This is a genomic window from Mesorhizobium sp. C372A, assembly GCF_030323245.1.
Taxonomy (GTDB): Bacteria; Pseudomonadota; Alphaproteobacteria; order Rhizobiales; family Rhizobiaceae; genus Mesorhizobium.
In genome coordinates this window covers 3558817-3584042 of the sequence record NZ_CP100475.1, presented here as the reverse complement: position 1 = coordinate 3584042, position 25226 = coordinate 3558817, and the positions used below count along the sequence as shown (strand labels likewise).

Sequence of the window (25226 nt, the reverse complement as noted above, 5' to 3'; positions counted from 1 at the left end):
CGCAAAAGTGCTAGCGCGCCCAGATTCCGCCGGAATCTGCTTAGGCGAGTAAATTGATACATTTTGGGCGGGTTGAGACAGCGCCAGTTCCGGCGGCGGTAAGGGCCAGGAACTCAATATTCCTTTTCGTAGAAGATGCCGCCCTTGGCCTCGCCGCCATCGTTGGCCTCGCCGCGCAGCTTGACGCCGCGTCCCACATTGAGGTCGATCGTCGCCTTGCCCGATCCTGGCCTGTCGCCTTTCTGGATCGTCACATAGGTGCGGTCATTGAGGTACTTGCCCGCCGACACGGCGGTGCCGCCCTGGTCATCGGTGGTCACATCCAGGTCGTCGACGCCGATTGCACTGCGCAGGTTTTCGAGCAGCGAGGTCGAGCCGCCGACGCCGGCCAGTTGGCCGGCGGCCTCGGCCAGCTGCGCGATCTGAAGCGGCGACAGGTTCGACATAGAGCGGCCGAAAATCAGCTGCGCCAGCACCTCGTCCTCGGGCAGCGCCGGCACCGAGGAGAAGTCGAATTTCGGATTGGTCGCTTCGCCCGAGACGACGATGGTGACGGTGGCGCTGGTCGTGGTCGATGTCGCGGTCAAGTTGAGGTAGGGCACCAGCGAGCCCGAAAAGCCGACCGTGCCTTCGGTAAAGGTCAGCCGCTTGCCGAGGATCGACAGCCGCCCACGCTGCAAGGTGAAGGTGCCGACCGCCTGCGGCGAAGCCGCCGGGCCGGTCAGCCTCAGCGAACCACCGAACTCGGCATCGACGCCCCTGCCCTGGATGAAGATCTGGTTCGGCGCATTGACCGTGACGTCGAGGACAAGCCCACTGCCGCCACCCCCGCTGGCCGCCGCCGGTCGCAAGGCCTTGTCCTGCGCCCGCACGGAGGCGGGCGCGTTCTTGTGCTTGACACCGAGCGCTGCCAGCGAGCCCGGCAGCTTATCCGGAACGGTGATGACGGTCTTGGCCAGATTGACGGTGCCCGAAATCACCGGCGCCGAGGTGAGCGGCCCCTTGATGGTCAGGTCGCCGCCGAGATTGGCTGTCACCACCCTGCCGTCGGTATAGCGGCCGTCGACCAGCTTGATAGACAAATCGGCTGGGAAACCTTGCGCCGGATTGATGCCGAGTGTGCCGGAGGCCGACAGGCTGCCGCGTGTCGACAGCGTGCCGGTCAGCCGGTTGATCCGGGCAACGCCGTTGCCGATCGAAATGTCGGCGGCAATGTCGTTGACGGCAAGGCCGGAGCGCGCGTCGACCAGGCGGGCGCCCGACGTGCTGACCGTGCCGCCGATCACCGGCGACGCCGCCGGGCCGCGCATCTGGATATTGACGTTGGCGGTGCCGCTGAGCGACAGCCCTTGCGCCGCAAGCTTGGCGGCCAGGAAGGAAAATGGCACCTTGCCGTTGAAGTCGAGCACCAGCGCTGGTGTGCCGGCCGTCGTCACCGTACCGCCGCCCTTGAGGCCAAGCCCGGCGCCGTCGCTGATGTCGGCGTTGAAGGTGAGCTTCTTGCCGGCGAATGTTCCCGACGAAGAGATATTCATGCCGCCAAGACCGGCGCTGCGCGTCTGCGAGGTCTGCACCCCACCAGCATCGATATCGAAAGCGACGGTCGGATTGCCCGGCGCGCCGGTTACCTTGACTGTTCCCGAAATCGAACCGGCGGCCTGGAGGCCCGGCGAAAAACTGTTGGCGAGTGAGGCCGGCACCTTCGACAGCGCGGCGCTGATGTCGAGTGCCTGCCCGACCTTGCCGGTCACCGTCGCCGTGCCGCCACCGAGATTGAGCACCAGCTTGTCCAGCGTCGTGGTGCCGTTGGCGATGCTGACGGTCGAGGCCTGGGCGATGGCCGCCTTGATGCCCTGCACCGTGGCCTGGCCGGAAGCGAGTTCGATGGTGGTGGTGCCGCCAGCCACCTTTACCCTGCCCGCAGCCTTCGCCGGAATGCCCTTGACGGTGGCGCCGCCGGAAAACCCGGTCCAGTCGCCGTCGCGCTTCAAATCGACATCGATGCCGCTGATGGCGGTGCCGCCGGAAATGACGCTGTCGGCGCGAATTTTGCCCGAGATGACCGGCGCGGCGAGATAGTTGGCGACCAGCGCATCGATCGACACCGTCTTCGCCTGCAGGTCGCCGCGCGTGATCGAAGCGGTCGCAGCCTTGACGGCGACGTTCGGGCCATCCGCGGTCTTGGAGAATGCAATAGTGCCGCGCACGTCGCCTTCGGCCTTTTCCAGCGCCAGCGCCGCCAGCGGCCCGATATCCGGCAGGTCGAGCGCGATGGTGCCGACCGGCACGAAAGCCTCGTCGAGGGCGAGGTCGCCGGAAATCCTGTTCTTGCCGAGTGACAACAGCAGGCCGTTGATGGCGCTCTTGCCGTCGGCCGTGGCCAGCACCGCGCTGCCTTGAAGCGCCTGCCCCGCGACATTGCCGGTCAGTTGCACATTGGCTGCCGGGTTCGCGGCATCGGCCTTGCCGGTCGCAATCAGCTTAAGTCCGGTGATTTCGCGTTCCGCCACCAGCAGGCGGTCGCTGTTGACCGTCAGGGACAGGTCCGGCGCCAGGCTGGGCCCCTGCGCGTTGAGTGCAAAGCTGATCGCGCCTTTGGCATCTTTCGACAACAGCGAGATGTCGGCCAGTGCACCCTTGATATGTGCGCTAAGCTTGTTGTCGGCGAGGCTGGCCTGACCGTCCGCGGTCAGTGCGCCCGACGCCAGCGTGACCGGATTGGCGCTGACATTGCCATTGGCATCCCGCTTCAGCGTGGCGCTGAGCTGCGTGCGCTCTGCCAGCACGCTGCGCGCCGCAGCCGGCAATGCCGCCGACAGCACGTCGGCGTTGAGGTTGAGGTCGATTGCTCCATCGGCAATGCCGACACGGCCATTGAAGGCACTGCCCAGCGCATCGCCCTGCACCGAGCCGCTGTCGATGGTAATCGCATCGGCCGCCAGGCTGCCCGCGACCTTGGCGGTGATTTTGCCGACGATCAGCGGCGCGATGGTCGGATTGTCTAGACCGATCTTGTCCGCCGTCACCGTGCCCGAGATCGGACCGGTTCGGCTTTTCATATCAAATGCATCGGAATGCAGCGCAAGCGCAATGCCCTCGACCTTGGCGTCATCCTTCGCCACCGAAGGCAGTACCGCCGAGATGTCGAGCTTGGCTTGCGCAGCCTGCCCGGCCGCCTTCACCGACAGCGCCTGCAATTCGAGCTTGATCGGGCTTTCCGCGCTGCCCAGCGTCAACGGCAGGCTCGGACCGGACGATGTCAGATCGAGCGCGAAATCGCTGGCGCCGTTCGGGTTGACGGTGCCGGCGGCCTTGCCGGAGATTTTTTGGCCCGACAGCGTCGCCTTATCCAGCACGACGCCGCCGGCCGTCGAATAGCTGCCGGCCGCATCGACATCGAGCGGTCCGAGCCCGGCCTGACGGGTCTGGCTGGTCTCGGCGCCGGCCAGTTTTGCATTAAAGCGAATGTCGGGATTTGCTGATGGCCCGGTGATTTGCGCCGTGCCGTCGAGCGTGCCCGCGGCATCGAGGCGGGGCGAAAAGCCATTGGCAAGCGCAGCCGGCAGCGCCGAGAAGGTCGCCGCCAGATCGAGCGTCTGGCCCGCCGTGCCCGACAGCGTCACCGAGCCGCCGCCGAGATCGACTACCAGCCTTTGAATGTTGGTTATGCCATCGGCAATGGTCAGGCTCGACGGCTCGGCGATCGCCACCTTGATGCCGCGCACCGTCGCCTCGCCGGACGCGATCTCGACGCTGGTCGCGCCCCCGGCAATCTTCGCCCGCCCGGCAGCTGTCGCCGGAATGCCTGATATGGTTGCGCCGCCGGTGAAATTCGTCCAGTCGCCGTCACGCTTGAGGTCGACGCCGATGCCACTGACGACGGTCGTTCCCGAGGTCACGCTCTCGGCCTTGATCGTGCCGGAGATCGCAGGGCTGTTGAGATAGTTGGCGATCAGTGCGCTGACGGTGACTGCCTTGGCTGCCACATCACCGCGCGCGATCGACACGCTGGCTGCATTGATGGCGACGGTGGGCGCCTCGCCGTCTTTGGAGAACACCACGGTGCCGCCGATATCGCCGGCCACCGTCTGCCCGGCCAGCGACGCCAGCGACGCGATGTCGGGGGCGGAGATCGTCAGCGTCCCCAGCGGCAGGAATTTTTCATCGAGCGCGAGGTCGCCCGACACCTTGTTGTCGCCCAGCGCTACGCTGAGCCCCTTGATGGAGCGCTTGCCGTCGCTCGTCACCAGCGCCGCCTTGACGGCGAGCGGCTGTTCGTCGACCGCGCCGGTCAGCGAGATATCTGCGGCCGGGCTCACAATGTCGGCCTTGCCCGATGCGGTCAGCTTGATGTCCTTGACCGTGCGGCCGGAGGCCGTCAGGCTGGCACTGTCGGCCGAAACCGAGAAATCCGGTGCGTTGCGCGCGCCGCTTGCCGTCAGCGCGAAATCGACCCCGCCGGCGACCGGCACGCCGACCAGCGAAGACAGCACCGAGACGTCGCCGAGCTTGCCCTTGATGTCGGCCTGGATATCGCTGCCTTGCGCGCTGGCGGTGCCGCTGGCGCTCAGCGAACCGGAAGTGAGTTCGATCGAGTTGGCGGCGAAAGAGCCCTGCGGATCGCGCGTTGCGGTCGCCGAGAATTTGACCCGTTCGCCAAGCAGCGAACTGATCTGCGGCGGCAGCGCCGTCGACACAGCATCGGCATTCATCTTCAGCGTCATGGCGAGATCGGCCAGCGTCACCTTGGCCGTCAGCCCGGCATTGAGAGCATCGCTGCGCAGCGTGCCTTCGTCGAGGGAAATCTCGTCCCTGCTGATCGAACCGGCAAGAGAGGCCGTCAGCTTGCCGGTGATCAGCGGCGCCAGCGTCGCCACGTCGGTCTTCAGCCCGGCGGCCGCCAGACTTACACTGACCGGGCCGCTGCGGCTCTCGATGTCGAAACCGTCGGAATGGATCTTCGCATCCAGATTGTTCACCTGAGAGCCGCCCGCCACCACCGACACCAGTGAAGCGCTGGCGTCAATCATCGGCGCCTTGCCGTCACCGAAGGCGCGCGCGGTCACATTGTTGATGGCCACCATGATCGGCTGCGCCTGGGTACCGACATTGACCGTGACCGGCTTGGCTTTGGCCACGAGTTCGACCGAAAGGTCGCTGGCGCCCTTGGGGTCGACCATGCCGGCAGCGGTACCATGAACTGCGTCGCTCTCGATCGCAGCGCGCTCGATGTCGACGCCGCCGGTCGCGGTCGCGGTGCCGGCTAGGTCGAAGCTGGTCTTGCCGGCAAACAGCGACTTGAACCGTTCCGGCAGGAAGCCTTCGAACGAACCGTCGCCCTTGGCCTCGATCCGGTTGCCCTTGTCGGTGAGCTGGTGCCGGCCGGTGAGCTGGGTAACGATCTGACCGTCGACCATGAAGGTGCCGATGCCGCTCCAGTTGGCCAGCGGCCCGGTGCCCGAGACGACGATGTTGACCGGCGGCGCGCCGGGTAGCTTGAGCAGGTTGGCGATGATGCCGCCGGCCGGCTCGGAAGCCTTGAGATCGAGGTCGAGCTTGTTTTCATCCGGCGCGAAGTGGATGTTGGCGTCGACATTGCCTTGCTTGCCGTCATGGCGGGTAACGTTGAGCACCGTCTGGATCGCCAGCGGCGACGCATCGACCTTGGCCGATCCCTTGGCCGCAAGTTCGGCAATGCCGCTGCCGGCAAGTTGCTGGCCGAGCGCGATCTCCGGCAAATCGATCGCTCTGATATCAAGCGAAACCGGCAGGCCGGTCGACCCGCTCTTGCTCGGCTCGGTGCTCGCCATAGGCAGCCGTGCCAGTTCTATCCGTTCGGCCGCTATGCGGTCGGCGCTGAAATTCTTCGACAACAGCGCCAGCGGCGACCAGTCGACGGCCACCTTGCGGGCCACCAGCCAGGCGCCCTCGCGGTCTTCCAGCACGACATGGTCGACCGTCAGCGCGCCGGACCAGATACCGTTAATGCCGCTGACCGTGACTTTGCTGTCCCCTGACGAGGCCATGTCAGAGATGATGCCGGCGAGATTTTCGCGGCCGCGCTCGGTCTTGGTCAGCACGACCAACGCGCCGATGCCCGCCGCCGCCACGATCAGCAGCGTGTAGAAAAACAGGCGAAGGATGCGTTTCAAAATCTTCATCGTCAGAACGCCTGTCCGATCCCGGCATAGATGCCGAAACGCGGGTCGCCACGGTCGCGGTTGAGCGGCACGGCGGCGTCGATGCGCAGCGGCCCGAACGGCGTGATGTAGCGCAGGCCAACGCCCGCGCCGACCTTCACGTCTGAAAAGTCCGGCGTCGCTGTGGTCGAGACAGTGCCGGCGTCGACGAACGGCACGATGCCGATCGTGTCGGTCAGAGCAATGCGCATTTCGACCGATGTTTCGAAGAAGGAAAGCCCGCCGATCGGCTGATTGTCGATGTCCTTCGGTCCGATGCCCTGATAGGCATAGCCCCGCACCGAGCCGCCACCGCCGGAATAGAAGCGCCTGTCGGCTGGAACGTTCTGAAGGCCGGTGCCGACGATCGAACCCAGCGCGACGCGTTCGGCAAGCACGAATTTCGAGGCCGTGTCGAGCGACTGATAGGCCGACCCCTCGCCCCTGAGCTTGAGGAAGGCGGCGCCGCTCAGAATGTCGTAACTCGGTTCGGCATAGGCCAGAACCCTGAAGCCGCTGGTCGGGTTGAGCCGGTTGTCCCTGTTGTCGTAGACATATTGCAGCGGAATGCTGGCGATCAGGTATTTGTGCTTGCCGAAAGCGTCGGTGATCCTGGAGTAGTCGAGCGCGATTTCAGCCGAAACCGTCTGCTTCTTGTCGATCTCATAGGACAGGCCGGTGCTGCCCTTGACCGAAAAATGGTCGTAGGCGTCGGGATGTTCGAGTACGGTCTTGACGCTGGCGATGAATTTCGAGGCCGGCCCGACCACCCCCGGCTTCTCGAACATGATGCCGGCATTGTAGTTGAGCTCGCTGAGATCGTTGCTGCCGATGCCGCTGATCTTGCCCTCGATGCGCAGCTTTTCGGCCCGGCCGAACAGATTTCGGTGGCCCCAATAGCCTTCCAGGCCTAGCCCTTCGGTGTTGGAGAAAGTGCCGCCGACGCCGAAATAGCGTGGTTTGCGCTCGCTGACCTGAACGCCGATCGGAATGTTGCCGTCGGGGTCAAGACTGTCGGCTTCCTTCAGCGTCACGCTGTTGAACACTTCGAGCCTCAGCAGCCGGTCGCGGGCATCGTCGATCTCGTCAGGCGAATATTGCCGGCCGCGTTTCAGCCCGGTCATATATTCGGTGAACTCGCGATCGACCTTCTCGGTGCCATGGACGGTGGTGTCGCCGTAACCGGCAACCGGCCCGGCGGCCACCGTCAGCGTCACGTCGAGCGTCGAGGTGGTGTGCTCGGCCACGACCTGCCTGTCGGTGATCCGGGCCAGCGGCCGGCCCTCCTGCTTCAGCGCCCGCACGATCAGCGCCTCGGCCTTGAGCACGGCGCCCGAGCCGGCATCGCCGCCGGCTATCAGCCCGAAATCGGCGCTCGCCAGCCCGGCGGCATCGCCCTCCAGCCTGATATTGCCAAGTGTGAATTTGGGCCCGCTCGAAATGCTGATCACCACCGGCACCGGCTGCGGAGCTGTAAATTCGGCATCGGGCGGCAAATCGTCGAGCACCTTGCCCTGGATGGTGATGGTGACGACGCCTTCATAACGGGCGTCGGCATAAAGCGCGGCGACCAGCTGTTCGCGGTCGCTACGCGCCTTTGCCAAAAGGCCGAGCGAGCCGGAAACCGGGCGGTCCTCGTCGGATTTCAGCGACGAGGCGTTTTCGAGCTTCTTGACCAAGTCCTTGTCGGCATCGGGCGCTTCGATGGTCACCGCATAGCGCAGCGGGTCGACGATATCGGCGTCCTCGTCATTCGAAGAGCCCCACAATTTGATGCCGAAGAGCTCGAAGGCGGCCGCCGACCCCGATTCGGCAACGAGCACGCTCGAGCACGCCAACGCCACAATCAGCGCGCGCGAAAGCGTGCGCCGTGGCGCACTTACCTTCGACATCTGCGCTTCATACGCCGGCATCAGGACAACCTAGGTTACAAAACTAAAATTGGAATGAAGTTTTGAAGCGCTCGTAAAGGGGCCACAATCCAATTGTCTGAAATAGGCAGGGCTTGGAATTCACACCTTCTGCGTTTTCGCAAGAATGCGTGATCCCTTTCCCGTGGATGAACTATCGGCATACCGGTCATTGGCCGGTTTGGGAACCGTTGGCGGGCGGAAACCTGCCCGTCCTCGTGTTGACAAGCTTGACTGAAGCTTGAACATGCCGCGGACGTAGCAGTGTCTGGAGGGTGTTATGGCGATGCGCGCGGCGGCTCGTGGTCTGTCGATCTTGATTCTTCTCATTTTCGCCTGGGGGTCTGTAGCGCAAGCGGCCGAAGCCCGCCGGGTGGTGACCTCAAATAATTCCGACTATTTCGGGTTCGATCTCAGATCGGACCAGAATGTCAGCCTCGATCAGTGCAAGACGACATGCCTCGGCGACCCCGCCTGCCGCGCCTTTACTTACAACAACAAGGCCAAATGGTGCTTCCTAAAATCCGACTATAACCAGTTGAAACCCTTCAGCGGCGCGGTCGCGGGCAAGGTCGTCAATGTCGATGGCGACCCCGATATCGGCGCCCCGCCGGAACTCGCCTTCTTCCCCAACTGGATGGCCGACCAGGCCCAGCAATACCGCAACAAGCTGACCGATCCGGCCTATGACAAGCCGACCGACGGGCTGGAATCACTCCGCGCCGCCGCCGAACAGGCTGCACTGACCGGCGACCATGGCCAAGCCATGAACAAATACGAGGCCGCGGTCTCGGTCCTGCCTGACGACGGCCAGCTTTGGCTCGGTCTGGCGCGTGAAACGCTTGCCATACAGCCGGCCAGCGGCACCTCCGAATCCTACAATCTGCCGGTCAAAGGCACCTCCGCCGCCATCAACGCCTACAAGTTGCTGCGCACCACCAAGACCCGCGCCGAAGTGCTGGCGCTGCTCGGCAACGGCCTCGACCGCCGCGATCTCTACCGTCCAGCCCTGCAGGCCTATGAAGCCAGCCTCGCGCTGGTCAGTTCGCCGGCGGTCAAGGCCGAATATGAGGATCTCAAGGCCCGCAAGGGCTTCCGCGTCATCGATCACTCGATCGACGCCGACACCAGCGCGCCGCGCATTTGCGCGCAGTTTTCCGAGGAGCTGGTGAAGACCGGCGTCGACTACGCCCAGTTCGTCACCGTCGACAACCAGCCGCCCAAGGGCGTCGAGGCCAAGGACAAGCAGATCTGCGTCGAAGGCCTGGAACACGGCCAGCATTACGAAGTGACCTTCCGCGCCGGCCTGCCGGCCGCAATTGGCGAGGTCACCGCCGCTCCGGTCGTGCTGTCGATCTATGTGCAGGACCGCGCGCCGTCCGCCCGTTTCACCGGCGACAGCTTCGTGCTGCCCGCCGGCGCCCGCCGCGGCATCCCGGTCGTCACCGTCAACATGAACGCCGCGCAGATGAAGCTCTACCGCATCGGCGATCGTTCGCTCGCGCAGCTTCTGTCCGGCTATCAGTTCCTGAAGCAGCTCGACGGCTATGATATCTCCAGCATTTCCGACCAGATGGGTGAGCCGGTCTGGCAGGGGCAGCTCGATATCGCCAACGACCTCAACAACGACGTCACGACTTCGTTCCCGGTCGACGAAGCCTTGCCGCAGCGCAAGCCCGGCGTCTACGTGCTGACCGCGCAAGCGGTAAATGAAAATGACGAGGACAATTACAATTCGCTTGCCACGCAGTGGTTCGTCGTCTCGGACATCGGCCTGTCGACCTATACCGGCCAGGATGGCCTCAATGTCTTTGCCCGCTCGCTCGGAACCGCCAAGCCGATCGCCGGCGCCGAACTGACGCTGCTGGCCAGGAACAATGAAATCCTCGGCACAGCCACGTCGGACGCCGAAGGCCATGCTGTCTTCAACCCCGGCCTGACGCGCGGCGACGGCGGCATGGTGCCGGCCGTTCTGATGGCCAAGCAGGGCGACAACGATTTCGTCTTCCTCGACATGGGCCGCGCTGGCTTCGATCTGTCCGATCGCGGCGTCGCCGGACGCGCCGCACCGGGCGCGCTCGATGTCTATGCCTGGACCGAACGCGGCATCTACCGCGCCGGCGAGGATGTGCATGTCGCAGCCCTTGCCCGCGACGGCGCCTCCAAAGCGGTGGAAAACCTGCCGCTGACCTTCATCTTCACCCGTCCCGACGGCGTCGAGAACCGCCGCATCGTTGCCGATGGCGTCTCGGCCGGCGGCTATGCCGTCGACCTGCCGCTGGAAGCCAACGCCATGCGCGGCACCTGGACGGTGTCGATCTATACCGATCCCAAGCAGGCGGCCGTTTCCAGCCAGATGTTCCTGGTCGAAGACTTCGTGCCGGATCGCATCGAGTTCGATATGAAGTCCGACAAGCAGGAGATCGCCCAGGGCGAAACCGCCAACATCGACATTGACGGCCGCTTCCTCTATGGCGCGCCGGCCGCCGGCCTCGCGCTCGAAGGCGAGCTGACGCTGTCGACGGCGCGCGACTGGGACCGTTTCGCCGACTATTCGTTCGGCCTTGCCGACGAGCAGTCGGCCGAGCCTTCGGTCACCCCGTTCACCGGTCTGCCGGTGGTCGGCGACGACGGCAAGGCGACCTTCCCGGTCACGGTCGACCAATTGCCCGCGACCACCAAGCTGGTCGACGCCAAGGTCACGGTTCGCATGCGCGAAACCGGCGGCCGCGCCATCGAGCGCTCGATCAACATCGGCATCCGCCCGCAAGGCCACATGATCGGCATTCGTCCGGATTTCGCCGACAATGAGGTGCCGCAGGGCGGCACCGCCAAATTCAGCCTCATCGCGGTCGATCCCGACGGCAAGCGCGAGACGCTGAAGGGCGCGCAGTGGTCGCTGGTCAAGGTCGAACGCAATTACCAGTGGTATCGCAACAACAACTCGTGGAACTACGAACCGGTCACCTTCACCAAGTCGATCGCCAACGGCCAGGTCGATCTCAGCGCCGATGCCGAGGCGACCGTGACGATGCCGGTCGACTGGGGCCAGTACCGGCTCGAGATCGAGACTGCCGATCCCGAGGGCCCGGCGACCAGCTATGAGTTCGACGCCGGCTGGTATGTCTCCTCGACCTCCACCGAAACGCCTGATGGGCTCGAGATCGCTCTCGACAAGGACAGCTATGCCGCCGGCGACGTGGCCAAGCTGAAAGTGTCGCCGCATTTTGCCGGCGAACTGCTGGTTACCATCGGCGCCGACAAGCTGCTCAAGACCGTCACGGCAACCGTGCCGGCCGGCGGCAGCACGGTCGACATCCCGGTCGGTGACAACTGGGGCGCCGGCGCCTACATCACCGCAACCCTGTTCCGGCCCGGCGATGCGCAGGAAACCCGCATGCCGGCGCGCGCCATCGGCGTAAAATGGCTGACGGTCGACCCAGGTTCGAAAAAGCTCGCCGTCACCCTGACGCCGCCGGACAAGACGATGCCGCGCCAGCAGCTGTCGATCCCGGTTTCGGTCGCCGGCGTAGCACCGGGCAGCAATGCCTATGTCACGGTCGCTGCCGTCGATGTCGGCATTTTGAACCTCACCAACTACAAGGCGCCGGATCCGGAGGGCTGGTATTTCGGCCAGCGCATGCTCGGGCTTGAAGTCCGCGACATCTATGGCCGTCTCATCGACGGCTCGCTCGGCACCACCGGCAAGCTCAGGACCGGCGGCGACGGCGCCTCCATGCAGCCGCAAGGCAGTCCGCCGACCGAAAAGCTGGTCGCCTTCTTCTCCGGCCCGGTCCAGCTCGACGCCGACGGCAAGGCAAGGATCGACTTCGACATCCCGCAGTTCAACGGCACCGTGCGCGTCATGGCCGTCGCCTGGACCAAGGAGGCCGTTGGCCATGCCACGACCGATGTCATCGTGCGCGATCCGGTGGTGATCACCGCCGGCCTGCCCCGCTTCCTGGCGCCTGGAGATGCAGCGATCATGCGGCTCGACGTCGCCGACACCGACGGTCCGGAGGGCGACTATGCCCTGTCGATCGCCACGACCGGCGACCTCTCGACCGGCGACAAGCCGTTGCCCGAAAAGCTGACGCTGGCCAAGGGCAAGCGCCAGACGCTGACCGTGCCGCTGATTGCACAGACGGCGGGCAATGCCTCGATCACCATCAAGCTCGCCCATGGCGACGGCACCGCCGTCGAGCAGACGCTGTATGTTCCGGTGCGTCCGGCGCAATTGCCGGTCACCACCCGTCTGGTCGTCGACCTCAAGGGCAATGGCGGCTCGCTGCGCGTCGACAAGGAGCTGCTCGCGGCAAGCCTGCTCGACGGCGCCTCGATCAGCGTCGGCGTTTCGCAGGCTGCGGCCTTCGACGTGCCGTCACTGCTGATGACGCTCGACCGCTACCCCTATGGTTGCGCCGAGCAGACCACCAGCCGCGCCATGCCGCTTCTCTACGTCAACGATCTGGCGTCCGGCGTTGGCATGCAAAGCGATCCCGAACTGCACGGCCGCGTGCAGGCCGCCATCTACAAGGTGCTGAGCTACCAGGCTTCGGCCGGCAGCTTCGGCCTGTGGGGTCCGGGCTCCGGCGATCTGTGGCTCGACTCTTACGTCACCGACTTCCTGACCCGGGCGCGCGAGCAGAACTACGACGTGCCGGCCCTGGCGATGAGCCAGGCGCTGAGCAATCTGCAAAACTCGGTCGGTTACGACCAGGACGTCCAGGATCGCGGCAGCGAAATCGCCTACGCGCTCTATGTTCTGGCCCGCAACAAGAAGGCCTCGGTCGGCGATCTGCGCTACTACGCCGACACCAAGCTCGAAGCCTTCTCGAGCCCGATGGCCGTCGCCCAGTTGGCGGCGAGCCTGGCGCTCTACGGCGACGCGCAGCGTTCGGAAGCAACCTTCCAGACGGCGCTGCAGCTGGCCAAGTCGACCACCGAATACGACTACTACCGGTCCGACTATGGCTCGCGGCTGCGTGATGGCGCCGCGATCCTGGCGCTCGCCGCCGAATCGAAGCCGGTGCCGACCATCGTGCCGGAGCTGATCCGGCTGGTGGCAAGGGAACGCGCCGATGCCCGCTGGACCAGCACGCAGGACGAGTCCTGGATGCTTCTGGCGGCCCGCGCGCTGAAGTCGGGCAACGACTCGATCACGCTCTCGGTCAACGGCGCGCCGCATGCAGGTGGATATTCCAACCACCTCAGCGGCACCGACATTGCCGACAGCCCGCTGACCATCGCCAACACCGGCGCCACGCCGCTGCAGGCGGTCGTCACCACGGTCGCCTCGCCGGTAGAGCCCTTGCCGGCCGGCGGCGACGGCTTCACCATCGACCGCACCTACTACAAGCTCGATGGCACCGAAGCCAACGTCACCGAGGCGACGCAGAACGAACGCTACGTGGTCGTGCTCAAGGTTTACGAGCAGAACCGCTGGCCTTCGCGCCTGCTGATCACCGACCTGTTGCCGGCCGGCTTCGAGATCGACAATCCGGGCCTTGTCTCCAGCGCCCAATTGTCGAACTTCACCTGGCTGGCGCAAACGGACGCAGCCCATCTCGAATTCCGCGACGACCGTTTCGTCGCGGCATTCAATCCCAATGACGGCGATGGCGACCGCAACATCATGCTGGCCTACGTCGTGCGTGCGGTAACGCCGGGCACCTATGCCCATCCGGCGGCCACGGTGGAGGACATGTACCGGCCGCAATATTCGGCCCGCACCGCCACCGGCATGATGGAGATCAAGGCGCCGTAAGGCGCCTTGACGAAGATGAACACGCCGATGTCCGCGACCATCTCCTTCTCCCCGCTATGCGGAGAGAAGGAGCCGGCAGGCGGATGAAGGGCACCACCATGCTCTCCAGAAAATTTCTCCGTCGAACAGGCATCGCCGCCGCCTCCCTCGTCGGCTTTGCGGCGATCGCTGCCGCTTCTCTCTGGGAACTCGACCGCGCTTTTCCGCCGCCGCTGCCCGGAAGGCTCACCGTCTCCACCGAGGTCCAGGACCGCGACGGCCAGCTGTTGCGCGCCTTCGCCACGCCGGACGGTTACTGGCGGCTCGACACTCATCTCGACCAGGTCGACAAGCAGTTCGTCGACATGCTGGTCACCTATGAAGACAAGCGCTTCTGGGACCATGATGGCGTCGATGTGCTGGCGCTGGCGCGCGCCGCCGGCCAGTTCGCCACCAGCGGCCATATCGTCTCCGGCGGCTCGACCCTGTCGATGCAGCTTGCCCGGCTGATCGAGCCACGCGAAAACCGCAGCCTCGGCTCGAAGATCAAGCAGATGCTGCGCGCCATCCAGATCGAGCGGCGCCTGTCCAAGCAGGAGATCCTCGAACGCTACCTGACCTTGGCGCCCTATGGCGGCAATCTCGAAGGCGTGCGTGCCGCCTCGCTCGCCTATTTCGGCAAAGAGCCGAAGCGGCTGACCGTCTCGGAAGCAGCCCTGCTCGTCGCCTTGCCGCAATTGCCGGAAAAGCGCCGGCCCGACCGCAATCTCACCATCGCTCATGCCGCCCGCGACCGCGTGCTGACCCGCATGGTATCAGCTGGCCTGCTCGGCGAGCGCGAAGCCGCGCGCGCCGCACTAGACGATGTCTCGGGCCTGCGCCGCAAATTGCCGGCGCTGGCGCCACACGCCGCCTACGCCATGTTGCCCAAGGCCATACCCGGCAAGCCGCTGCAGCTGACTATCCGCAAAAGCGTCCAGCAAGGACTGGAGCAGGTGGCGCGCGATGCCGCCATCAAGCTTGGGCCGCGCCTCTCCGTCGCCATGGTGATGGCCGATGCCCGCACCGGGGACATCCTCGGCGAAGTCGGTTCGGCCGATTTCTTCGACGCCAGCCGCTCCGGCTGGATCGACATGACCAAGATCGTGCGTTCGCCCGGTTCGACGCTGAAGCCGTTCATCTATGGCCTCGCCTTCGAGCAGGGGCTGGTGGCCCAGGAAATGCTGATCGAGGACAGTCCGGTCGATTTCGGCGGCTACCGGCCAAAGAATTTCGACATGGGCTATCAGGGGGATGTCTCGATCCGCCAGGCGCTGCAGCTGTCGCTCAACGTGCCGGCAATCCGCGTGCTCGACTCTGTCGGCCCGGCACGGCTGATGGCGCGCTTCCGCCAGGCCGGCGTCAGCCCGGTGCTACCGGTCAACGAGGCGCCGGGCCTCGCCATCGGCCTCGGAGGCGTCGGCGTAACGCTGCGCGATCTCGTCCAGCTCTATACCGGCCTCGCCAATGGCGGCAAGGCAAACACGCTCCATGACGGCACCGAGCCGGCCAATTCCGAGCGCACCACCGCCACCATCCTCGACGCCCAGGCGAACTGGCAGATCACCGACATATTGTCGGGCGTGAAGCCGCCCGAGGGCGCCTTGCAGCGCGGCATCGCCTACAAGACCGGCACGTCCTACGGCTACCGCGACGCCTGGTCGGTCGGCTTCGACGGCCGCTACGTGCTGGGCGTCTGGGTCGGCCGCGCCGATGCCGGCGCCGTGCCCGGCCTGTCCGGCTATGTCTCGGCCGCCCCCATCCTGTTCGAGGGCTTCGTCCGTTCAGGCCTCACCGCCGTCCCGTTGCCCAGCCAGCCGGCCGGCGTCGTCAAGGCCAGGCGCGAAGACCTGCCGGTGACATTGGCGCGCTTCGGCGCCGGCGCCGACGGACTGGTGCAGGCAGGCCCGACGGAACCGGCGCCAACGATCATTTTCCCGCCCAACGGCGCCCGCGTCGATCTCGCCACCAATTCCGCCGAGGCCTCGCCGCTGGTGCTGAAACTGCAAGGCGGCCGCGCGCCGTTCCGCTGGCTGGCCAACGGCAAGCCGCTCGTCGGCATCGACCGCCGCCGCACCGCGACCTGGCTGCCCGACGGCGCCGGCTATTCGACGCTCACCGTCATCGACGCCGTGGGACGCGCGGCAAGCGTGAAGGTGTTCGTTGAATAGATGGCGCCAAGCGATTCAGGGGATTGGGCTTCTTCGCCCGAGACCCGGCGCGAGGCACCCCCCTCTGGCCTGCCGGCCAATGGCCGGCAGGCCAGAGGGGGGTGTGCCGAAGCGCTTGCATCGAGGATTGGCCTTAGCCCTATCCATGTTCGTTTCGACTTGCTCCCCCGCCGACGCCGATCCCCTGCCCGCCGGCTTCGTCCGCTTGGCCGATGTCGATCCCTCGATCCGCCAGGACATCCGCTATGCCGGCCTGGAAAATTTCCTGCATCGCAAGGCCGATGGCTACGACGCCCCAATCTGCATCCTCACGAAGCAAGCTGCGCATGCGCTGTCCGGTGTGCAGAAAGCGCTCGCCGCCGATGGCCTGACGCTGGTCGTCTTCGACTGCTACCGCCCGGCCCGCGCCGTTGCCGACATGGGCAAATGGACCAGAGAGGGCGGCCCGCCCGATCCGCAATGGTACCCTCAGGTGAAGCGCGGCGACCTCATCGCCAAGGGCTATATCGGCGAATTGTCCACCCATTCGCGCGGCTCGACCGTCGATGTCGCCATCGCCCGCAGCGACGGCAAGAACAAGTCATCCGCCGCTTGCGGCGCGGCCGGCGCCGGCACGCTCGATTTCGGCACCAGCTTCGACTGTTTCGACCCGGCAAGCGAAACCGCACATCGCCCATTGGCGGCCGAAGCGGCGGCAAACCGCAAAAAGCTGCTCGACGCCATGCGCGCCGGCGGCTTCAAGAATTATGCGCGCGAGTGGTGGCACTACACGCTTCGGGATGAGCCGTTTCCAAAACTGCGCTTCGATTTTCCCATCACTGCGGGCTGAAGTGCCCGGTGCTACAGCGAGCCTTCCCTCGCTCGGCCTTGCTTCTGCGCTGTCAGCTCCTAGATAGCGTCAAACCGGCCGGATTCGGGTTAGACCAATATGAGGAAAATATTTCCTTCCGAAACCCAATATCGGCGAAAATTTCCTTCGAGCGGACAAAAAATGCAACGTTGAATGCATCTAATTTCTATCAATTCGATAGAGTTCAGCCGTCATCAACGGAGGCGGAAATGACCAAACCTCATTTCAAGAAACTGCTCGGCGCACTGGTCGCCACATCGATCCAGTTCGGCACGCTCGGTTTCGCGTTTGCCGATACGACCATTCTGAACGTGTCCTACGACCCGACACGCGAACTCTACAAGGCCTATGACGAAGCCTTCGTCGCACACTGGAAGGCCGAGACCGGCGAGACGGTTACCATCCAGCAATCGCATGGCGGATCGGGCGCCCAGGCCCGCGCCGTGATCGACGGCCTCGATGCCGATGTGGTCACGCTGGCGCTCGAAGGCGACATCAACGCCATCGTCACGAAGTCGAAGAAGATCAACCCGGACTGGCGCAAGAAGTTCGAGAACAATTCGGCGCCTTACACCTCGACCATCATCTTCCTGGTCCGCAAGGGCAACCCGAAGGGCATCCACGACTGGAGCGATCTGGTCAAGGACGGTGTCCAGGTGATCACGCCGAACCCGAAGACGTCGGGTGGCGCCCGCTGGAACTACCTTGCCGCCTGGGCCTATGCCAACGCCAATGATGGCGGCGACGAAGCCAAGAACAAGGAATTCGTCGGCAAGCTCTACGCCAATGCTCCGGTGCTCGACACCGGTGCGCGCGGCTCGACGGTCACCTTCGCGCAAAAAGGCATCGGCGACGTACTGATCGGCTGGGAAAACGACGCCTATCTGGCGCTCAATGAATTCGGCGCCGACAATTTCGAGATCGTCTATCCCCCGACCTCGATCCTGGCCGAGCCGCCGGTGGCGATCGTCGACGCCAATGTCGATGCCAAGGGCACCCGCAAGGTCGCCGAAGCCTATCTCGGCTGGCTCTATTCCAAGGAAGCCCAGACGATCATCGCCAAGAACCACTATCGTCCGGCCAAGCCCGAGCTGGTGGATGCGGCTGACATTCCGAAGACGCCCGAAATCAAGCTGATCTCCATCGACGATCCGCTTTTTGGCGGCTGGAAGAAGGCACAGCCTTATCATTTCGGCGACGGTGGTATATTCGACCAGATCTACAAGCCGGCCCAGTAGGATTTAGATCAGGACCACATGACCATAGCACCCGCCAAGGCGGGGTGGCGATTCAGACAGCCGAGTGTCATTCCGGGTTTCGGATTGACGCTCGGCTTCTCGCTTGCCTACCTCACGCTCATCATCCTCATCCCCCTGTCGGGCCTGATCTGGCGCTCGGCAGCCCTCGGCTGGACCGATTTCTGGGCGATCGCCACCGACCGCCGGACCATCAACGCACTCGAAATCAGCTTCGGCACAGCCTTCATCGCAGCCGCCGTCAACGTCGTCTTCGGCACGCTCGTCGCCTGGGTGCTGGTGCGCTACCGCTTCCCCGGCCGCCGCGTCGTCGACGCCATGGTCGACCTGCCCTTCGCGCTGCCGACCGCGGTCGCGGGCATTGCGCTGACCACTCTTTATGCGCCCAATGGCTGGATCGGCCATCTCCTGGCGCCGCTCGGCATCAAGGTCGCCTACACGCCGCTCGGCATTGTCGTGGCGCTTGTCTTCATCGGCCTGCCGTTTGTCGTGCGCACGGTGCAGCCGATCATGGAGGAGATCGACAAGGAAGTGGAGGAAGCCGCCGCGACGCTCGGCGCCAACCGCTTCCAGATCATCACCCGCATCCTGTTTCCCGGCCTGGCGCCGGCCATCATCACCGGCTTCTCACTCGCCTTCGCGCGCGGCGTCGGCGAATACGGCTCGGTCATCTTCATCGCCGGCAACCTTCCCTACAAGTCGGAGATCGCACCGCTTCTGATCGTCATCCGGCTCGAGGAGTACAATTATCCGGCGGCCACCGCGATCGCGGCGATCATGCTTTTGCTGTCGTTCGTGATGCTGCTGGTCATCAACCTGGCGCAGTCATGGAGTCGCAAGCGCTATGGCTGACCCCGAGATCAAATCCTACGAACCGCATCACGAGAGCCGGTCGGCGGCGGTGACCGAAAGCCGGCCGGTGCGGCTGCTGCTGATGGCGGTGGGCTTCGCCTTCCTCGCCATCTTCCTGCTGCTGCCGCTGATCATCGTCTTCCACGAGGCGCTGGCGAAAGGCATTGGCGCCTACACGGAATCGCTCTCCAATCCCGATACGCGCTCGGCGATCCGGCTGACGCTGCTGGTGGCGGTGATCGCCGTGCCGCTTAACGTCGTCTTCGGCATTTCGGCTGCCTGGGCGATCGCCAAGTTCGAGTTCAAGGGCAAGGCTTTTCTGACCACGCTGATCGACCTGCCCTTCTCGGTCTCGCCGGTCATTTCCGGCCTGGTCTATGTGCTTTTGTTTGGCGCTCAGGGACTGTTCGGTGAATGGCTGAAGGCGCACGGCATCCAGATCTTGTTCGCCGTGCCCGGCATCGTGCTCGCGACCATCTTCGTCACCTTCCCCTTCGTTGCCCGCGAACTGATCCCGCTGATGCAGGAACAGGGCAACGGCGACGAGGAAGCCGCGCTCTCTCTCGGCGCCAATGGCTGGCAGACCTTCTGGTACGTGACGCTGCCCAACGTCAAATGGGGATTGCTCTACGGCGTGCTTCTGTGCAACGCCCGCTCGATGGGCGAATTCGGCGCGGTCTCGGTCGTGTCGGGCCACATACGCGGGCTGACCAACACCATGCCGTTGCATGTCGAAATCCTCTACAACGAGTACAACGCCGTCGGCGCTTTTGCCGTCGCTTCGCTGCTTGCCGGCCTGGCGCTGGTCACGCTGGTCTTGAAAACACTTCTCGAGATGCGCTACGGCGCCGAGATCGCCGCGACGCGCGGGCACTGACTAAATGCATGTCGCCCAAGACTGGGAACCGGTTTTGGGACAACGACATGCACCAAATTACTGAGGGATCTACATGGAAGTTCGCGTTGCCAACGTACGCAAGGAGTTTGACCGGTTTCCGGCCCTCCATGACGTATCGCTTGACATCAAGTCGGGTGAGCTGATCGCGCTGCTTGGGCCATCCGGCTCCGGCAAGACGACGCTGCTGAGGCTTATCGCCGGCCTGGAGCGGCCGACGCGCGGAAAGATCTTCTTCGGCGACGAGGACGCCTCGCACCGCTCGATCCAGGAGCGCAATGTCGGCTTCGTCTTCCAGCACTATGCGCTCTTCCGGCACATGACGGTCGCCGACAATATCGGCTTCGGCCTCAAGGTGCGGCATGGACCGTCGCGACCACCGGCGGCCGAAATCCGCCGACGCGCCTCCGAACTGCTCGATCTCGTTCAGCTTTCCGGCCTGGAAAAGCGCTATCCGGCGCAACTTTCCGGTGGCCAGCGCCAGCGCGTGGCGCTGGCGCGCGCCATGGCCATCGAGCCCAAGGTGCTGTTGCTCGACGAGCCGTTCGGCGCGCTCGATGCGCAGGTGCGCCGGGAACTGCGCCGCTGGCTGCGCGAGATCCATGACCGTACCGGCCACACCACCGTCTTCGTCACCCACGACCAGGAAGAGGCGCTCGAGCTTGCCGACCGCGTCGTGGTGATGAGCCAGGGCCGCATCGAGCAGGTCGGCTCCGCCGACGAGATCTACGACACGCCGAACTCGCCGTTCGTCTACTCCTTCATCGGTGAATCGAGCATGCTGCCGGTCAAGGTTGAGAATGGCGAGATCTGGCTCGCCGACCGTCCGATCGGCGTGTCGGCGCCGCACGCACCCGAGGGCGATGCAACGCTGTATTTCCGCCCGCACGATATCGAACTGCTCGACGGCTGCAGCGGCTGCATCGCCGGCACGGTCGCCGCCAGCCGCCGCGTCGCCGGCACAAGACGCGTCGAACTGGAAATCGGCGGCGAGCGCCAGCGCGTCGAGATCGAACTGCCTGTGGACCATCCTGCGGCGCAGAAGAGCCGGGTGGCGTTCAGGCCAAGGCGCTGGAAGCTTTTCCCGGCGGCATAGACATCGATCCGGCGCTACTCCAGCCAGTTCTCGACCGTCAGGCCCTTGATCCGACGGAACTCAGCGGTGTTGGCCGTCACCAGTGTCGTCCCCAACACACAGGCATGGGCAGCAATGAAAAGATCATTGTGGCCGATTGGCTGGCCTCTGGCCTCCAGCTCGGCACGAAGTGCTCCGTATTCGTTATCCATCGGCACATCGAGCGGCAGCACAGGTAACTCGGCGAGCAATTGCTCGACCTTGGCGAGCAGCTTGGCCGATCCCTTGCGGGCGCAGCCATAACGCAGCTCCGAGGCGACAACGATGCTGGTGCACAGGGCACCGTCTCCCGCGCGAACCGCCGTACTGGCGGCTTTGCCGGCCGGATTTCGGATCATGTCGCTGATGATGTTCGTGTCCAGCATGAACCGCATCAGAAGATGTCCTCGGGCCCCACGGGCGCATCATGGATCTCGGGAAAGTCGTCTTCAGGACCAAGCGGCGGCTCTTTCGCCCATTGGGCAAGCAGCGCGACAAGTCCCGGTTTACGGACCGGCTCGATGATCAGCCGGTCGCCATCGCGGCTGATCAGGACCTTCTCCCCAGGCAGCTCGAATTCGACAGGGATGCGAACCGCCTGACTGCGGTTGTTGCGAAACAACTTCGCCTCCCTGGGCGGTGGTATCGAGTGACGGTGCTGCGGCATGGCAGCCTCCCCTGTCTGTTCCACTTGTATATGCCATTTGTATATGCCACTCGGCCTCGAATTGCAAACCACAGAAAACCCCAACGCATCGGCATTTCGGCTGGAATGAAATTTCGCCGATAACCTGCTTCAGCGATTTCTTTTTCGCTGCAACGCCATACGTCTGCCCCGTGTGCCTCGCAGTACACCCTCCGGCCCAGCTATGTTCTGGCAACGCATTGCACATCGGAGCCTGTTTTCATGAAGCGATTTTTCCTCAGCGTCGCCACTGTCGCCGGCCTGATCCTCGCCTGTTCGCAGGCCTGGTCGGCCGACAAATTGCTCAACGCTTCCTATGATGTCGGCCGCGAATTGTTCGCCCAGGTGAACAAGGCTTTCGTCGCCGGCCATCCGGGCTTCACCGTCGACCAGTCGCACGCCGGCACCTCAGCGCAAGCGCGCGCCATTGCCGAAGGCCTCGGCGCCGATGTCGTCACCTTCAACCAGGTCACCGACATCGACTTTCTGGTCAAGAAAGGCCTCGTCTCCGCCGACTGGCAGAAGGATTTCCCCGACAACGCCTCGCCCTTCTATTCGCTCCCATCCTTTCTCGTCCGCGCGGGCAACCCCAAGCACATCAAGGACTGGAACGACCTCGTGCGCGACGACGTGCAGGTGATCTTCCCCAACCCCAAGACGTCGGGCAATGCGCGCTACACCTATCTGGCCGCAACCGCCTACGCCAAGGAAGCCTTCAAGGGCGACGACGCCAAGGTGAAGGAGTTCGTCACCAAGCTGTTCAACAACGTGCCGATCTTCGACACCGGCGGGCGCGCCGCCACCACCACCTTCGTGCAGCGCGAGATCGGCGACGTGCTGATCACCTTCGAGTCGGAAACGCGCGGCATCCGCAAGGAGTATGGCAACGACAAGTTCGAACAGGTCACGCCAACGGTCAGCCTGCTCGCCGAATTCCCGGTGGCGATCGTCGACAAGGTCGCCGACGAGCACGGCAGCCGTGACCTCGCCAAGACCTATCTCGACTTCCTCTACACGCCCGAGGGCCAGACCATCGCGGCTGAAAATGGCCTGCGCGCCCGCAACGCTGAAGTCGCGGCAAAATACAAGGCCGACTTCCCCGATGTCCGCCTGCTGACGGTGGAAGACGTCTTTGGCGGCTGGGACAAGGTACAGAAGGAGCACTTCGCCGCCGGCGGTCTGCTCGACCAGACCTATGGCAGCCGCTGATATCAGCAGCGTTCGACCTCACCTCACAAGAAAGCCGGCGCTTTGCCGGCTTTTTTGATTTCGCGCGCCGACAAACGGCTTTCAGGCGGAATCTGTCGCGATCGGCGAAAACGTTACAAAGAATCAACGCCTTTGTGCCTAACATCTCAACCGGGCGGCTTGTTCTACGCGAAACCGGGTTGTTCAGGCGAAACGTCATGATTTGCACACAAACAACCGCCAGATGCGGGTGGTTGGGGTTTTCATGAACTGAAGCGGGCATGCTTACCAAAAAAGGCAAATACGGCCTCAAGGCCCTCGTGCATCTTTCCGGCCTGCCGGTCGGCCAGCTTGCATTCGTCAACGACATCGCGATCGCCAACAACATCCCGAAGAAATTTCTGGATGCCATTCTGGGCGAGCTGCGCAATGCCGGTTTCGTCCTCAGTCGCAAGGGCAAGGAAGGCGGTTATCGCCTCGCCCGGCCGGCTTCCGAAATCAAGATCGGCCACGTCGTGCGCGTGCTGGACGGCCCGCTCGCTCCCATACCCTGCGCCAGCCGCACGCAATACCAGCGCTGCGAGGATTGCGACGAGGCGACCTGCCAGGTCCGGCACATGATGCTGGAAGTGCGCCAGGCGATCGCCGAAGTGCTGGACAATCGCAGCCTCGCCGCCATGCGCGACGCCGACAATGATGATTTTCCGGTCGAGCTGACATCGCAGATCTAAATTAGAGCATGGTCCCGAAAAGTGGGAACCGGTTTTCGGACAAGATCATGCTCAAATGAGAGTCCTCAGACCAGGCCGAGCTTGCCGGCCAAGCCGACGCGCTGGATCTTGCCTGTGGGACCCTTGGGTATCTCCTGAAGAAACAAGATGTGGCGCGGCACCTTGAACTCGACAATGCGGCTGCGCGCGAAATCGCGTATCTCATCGGCGTCGGCGATGGCGCCCTCGGCCAGCACGATAGCCGCACCCACCTCCTCGCCGAGCATGGCATGCGGCACGGCGAAGGTCACCGCCTGCGCCACCAGCGGATGATCGAGCAGCACATTGTCGACCTCGAGCGGCGAGATCTTTTCGCCGCCGCGGTTGATGATCTCCTTCAGCCGCCCGGTGATCTTCAGATCGCCATCCTCGTCGATGAGACCCTGGTCGCCGGTGCGGAACCAGCCATCGCTGAAGGCAGCTTCATTGGCCACCGGATTGTCGAGATAGCCATCATGGATGTTGGCGCCGCGCACCGCGATCTCGCCCTTTTCACCCGCCGGCAGGATCGTCCCCTTGTCGTCCAGGATCGTCACCTGCGGACCCGCAGGCAGGCCGACCGAGCCTGGCTTGCGGCGTGCCGGCGGCAGGCCGTTGGATGTCATCTGGTGCGCCGCCTCGGTCATGCCATAGGCCTCGACCACCGGACAGCCGAAGACGCGCTCGAGGTCGCGGAACACGGTGTCGGGAAGCGCTGCCGAAGACGAGCGGATGAAGCGCAGCCGCGCAGCCGCGATGGTTTCGCCATTGCGGGCGGCGCGCGCCAGGATCGCCTGATGCATGGTCGGCACCGCGCTGTACCAGCTCGGCCGGAAATCGCCCAGCCAGCCGTAGAATTTGAGCGGGTTGAAGCCCGGCGTGCAGACAACAGCGCCGCCGACTGCCAGCTGTGCGCTGAGCGCCGCCATCAGCCCGTGAATGTGGAACAGCGGCATCACGTTGAGACACATATCGTTTGCCGACAGCGCCAGGGTGCTGGCGATGTTGGCCATCGATGCCTGCAGATTGCGCTGCCGCAAGCCGACGATCTTCGGCCGCGCCGTGGTTCCCGATGTGTGCAGGACAAGCGCGAAATCGTCGGGCCCGTTGAGCTGCACCTTGTCGCGGCGTGCCTCGCCGGCAGCCGCAAGTTCGGCGTCGCCCAAGAGGAGAAACTCGCCGGCCTTGGCGCCGTCAGTCACGACGACGTCGAGCACCGCAATGCCGAGCCCCTTTGCGGTGTTGCGCGCGGCATCGCCCATGCCTTGTCCGCACAGCAGCAGCTTCACATCGAGATCGCCGAGATAGAAGCGGAATTCGTCTTCGCCGTAAGCCGGATTGAGCGGCGCAGCCGTCGCCAACGCCGAGACCGCCAGGAAACAGGCCGCCATTTCCGGGCCGTTGGGCAAGACGATGCCGACGGCCGTGCCGCGGGCAACGCCACGCCTGGCGAGATCGCCGCAGAGCTTGTCGACAAGATTGGCGAGGCCGGCAAAGCTCAGGGATGGCCGGTCCGGCGCCATCAGCGCCACAGCAGCCGGCTGCCAGGGCTCCAGTTGAGGAAGTGCTACCGATAGGGCCTGTTTCAAGTT

Annotated in this window: 14 protein-coding genes; 9 read left to right on the top strand and 5 right to left on the bottom strand. The window is 64.4% G+C overall.

Annotation, left to right across the window (positions count from 1 at the left end; genetic code table 11):
- Positions 1 to 113: 113 nt before the first annotated feature.
- Positions 114 to 6161, bottom strand: a complete 6048-nt coding sequence (locus NLY42_RS16985) for a translocation/assembly module TamB domain-containing protein (protein WP_023753564.1) — start codon at positions 6159 to 6161, stop codon at positions 114 to 116.
- 2 nt (positions 6162 to 6163) lie between these two features.
- Positions 6164 to 8092, bottom strand: coding sequence for an autotransporter assembly complex protein TamA (locus NLY42_RS16980; RefSeq protein WP_023753565.1), 1929 nt, complete (start codon positions 8090 to 8092; stop codon positions 6164 to 6166).
- Between the two features lie 277 nt (positions 8093 to 8369).
- Between NLY42_RS16980 and NLY42_RS16975 the strand changes: the two genes are divergently transcribed.
- The 7 genes from NLY42_RS16975 (at position 8370) to NLY42_RS16945 (ending at position 20994) form a co-directional block, all read left to right on the top strand.
- Positions 8370 to 13856, top strand: coding sequence for an alpha-2-macroglobulin family protein (locus NLY42_RS16975; protein WP_286489237.1), 5487 nt, complete (start codon positions 8370 to 8372; stop codon positions 13854 to 13856).
- Positions 13857 to 13939: 83 nt separating this feature from the next.
- Entirely contained in the window at positions 13940 to 16045 is a 2106-nt protein-coding gene (pbpC, locus tag NLY42_RS16970; RefSeq protein WP_286489236.1) for a penicillin-binding protein 1C, read from the top strand.
- Between the two features lie 145 nt (positions 16046 to 16190).
- A complete protein-coding gene (locus NLY42_RS16965; protein ID WP_023753567.1) occupies positions 16191 to 16874 on the top strand; it encodes a M15 family metallopeptidase in 684 nt (227 codons plus the stop codon).
- 230 nt (positions 16875 to 17104) lie between these two features.
- On the top strand, positions 17105 to 18133 hold the full coding sequence (locus NLY42_RS16960; protein ID WP_023673082.1) for a sulfate ABC transporter substrate-binding protein: 1029 nt from the start codon (positions 17105 to 17107) through the stop codon (positions 18131 to 18133).
- 18 nt (positions 18134 to 18151) lie between these two features.
- A complete protein-coding gene (gene cysT, locus NLY42_RS16955; RefSeq protein WP_023687973.1) occupies positions 18152 to 19003 on the top strand; it encodes a sulfate ABC transporter permease subunit CysT in 852 nt (283 codons plus the stop codon).
- Positions 18996 to 19880, top strand: coding sequence for a sulfate ABC transporter permease subunit CysW (cysW, locus tag NLY42_RS16950; protein ID WP_023673080.1), 885 nt, complete (start codon positions 18996 to 18998; stop codon positions 19878 to 19880). Before cysT ends, cysW begins: the two co-directional genes overlap by 8 nt.
- Positions 19881 to 19953: 73 nt before the next feature.
- The gene (locus NLY42_RS16945) at positions 19954 to 20994 is read left to right on the top strand and encodes a sulfate/molybdate ABC transporter ATP-binding protein (RefSeq protein WP_023673079.1); all 1041 of its coding nucleotides are present in this window, start codon (positions 19954 to 19956) and stop codon (positions 20992 to 20994) included.
- A 14-nt stretch (positions 20995 to 21008) separates the two neighbouring features.
- Here the strand turns inward: NLY42_RS16945 and NLY42_RS16940 are convergent, their stop codons facing one another.
- Together NLY42_RS16940 and NLY42_RS16935 are read right to left on the bottom strand one after the other, a co-directional pair.
- Positions 21009 to 21407 carry a type II toxin-antitoxin system VapC family toxin gene (locus NLY42_RS16940; RefSeq protein ID WP_023753568.1) on the bottom strand — a complete coding sequence of 133 codons (399 nt, stop codon included), beginning with the start codon at positions 21405 to 21407 and terminating at the stop codon, positions 21009 to 21011.
- Positions 21407 to 21679 (bottom strand): AbrB/MazE/SpoVT family DNA-binding domain-containing protein, encoded by a 273-nt coding sequence (locus NLY42_RS16935; RefSeq protein WP_023687970.1) that lies wholly within the window; start codon positions 21677 to 21679, stop codon positions 21407 to 21409. Before NLY42_RS16935 ends, NLY42_RS16940 begins: the two co-directional genes overlap by 1 nt.
- Positions 21680 to 21919: 240 nt before the next feature.
- Between NLY42_RS16935 and NLY42_RS16930 the strand changes: the two genes are divergently transcribed.
- Both NLY42_RS16930 and NLY42_RS16925 read left to right on the top strand, forming a co-directional pair.
- Positions 21920 to 22906 (top strand): sulfate ABC transporter substrate-binding protein, encoded by a 987-nt coding sequence (locus NLY42_RS16930; protein ID WP_023744562.1) that lies wholly within the window; start codon positions 21920 to 21922, stop codon positions 22904 to 22906.
- Between the two features lie 260 nt (positions 22907 to 23166).
- Positions 23167 to 23616: an RrF2 family transcriptional regulator gene (locus NLY42_RS16925; protein WP_023673075.1), complete on the top strand. Its 450-nt coding sequence runs from the start codon at positions 23167 to 23169 to the stop codon at positions 23614 to 23616.
- A 65-nt stretch (positions 23617 to 23681) separates the two neighbouring features.
- Here the strand turns inward: NLY42_RS16925 and NLY42_RS16920 are convergent, their stop codons facing one another.
- The gene (locus NLY42_RS16920) at positions 23682 to 25223 is read right to left on the bottom strand and encodes an acyl--CoA ligase (protein WP_050485897.1); all 1542 of its coding nucleotides are present in this window, start codon (positions 25221 to 25223) and stop codon (positions 23682 to 23684) included.
- Between the last annotated feature and the right edge of the window lie 3 nt (positions 25224 to 25226).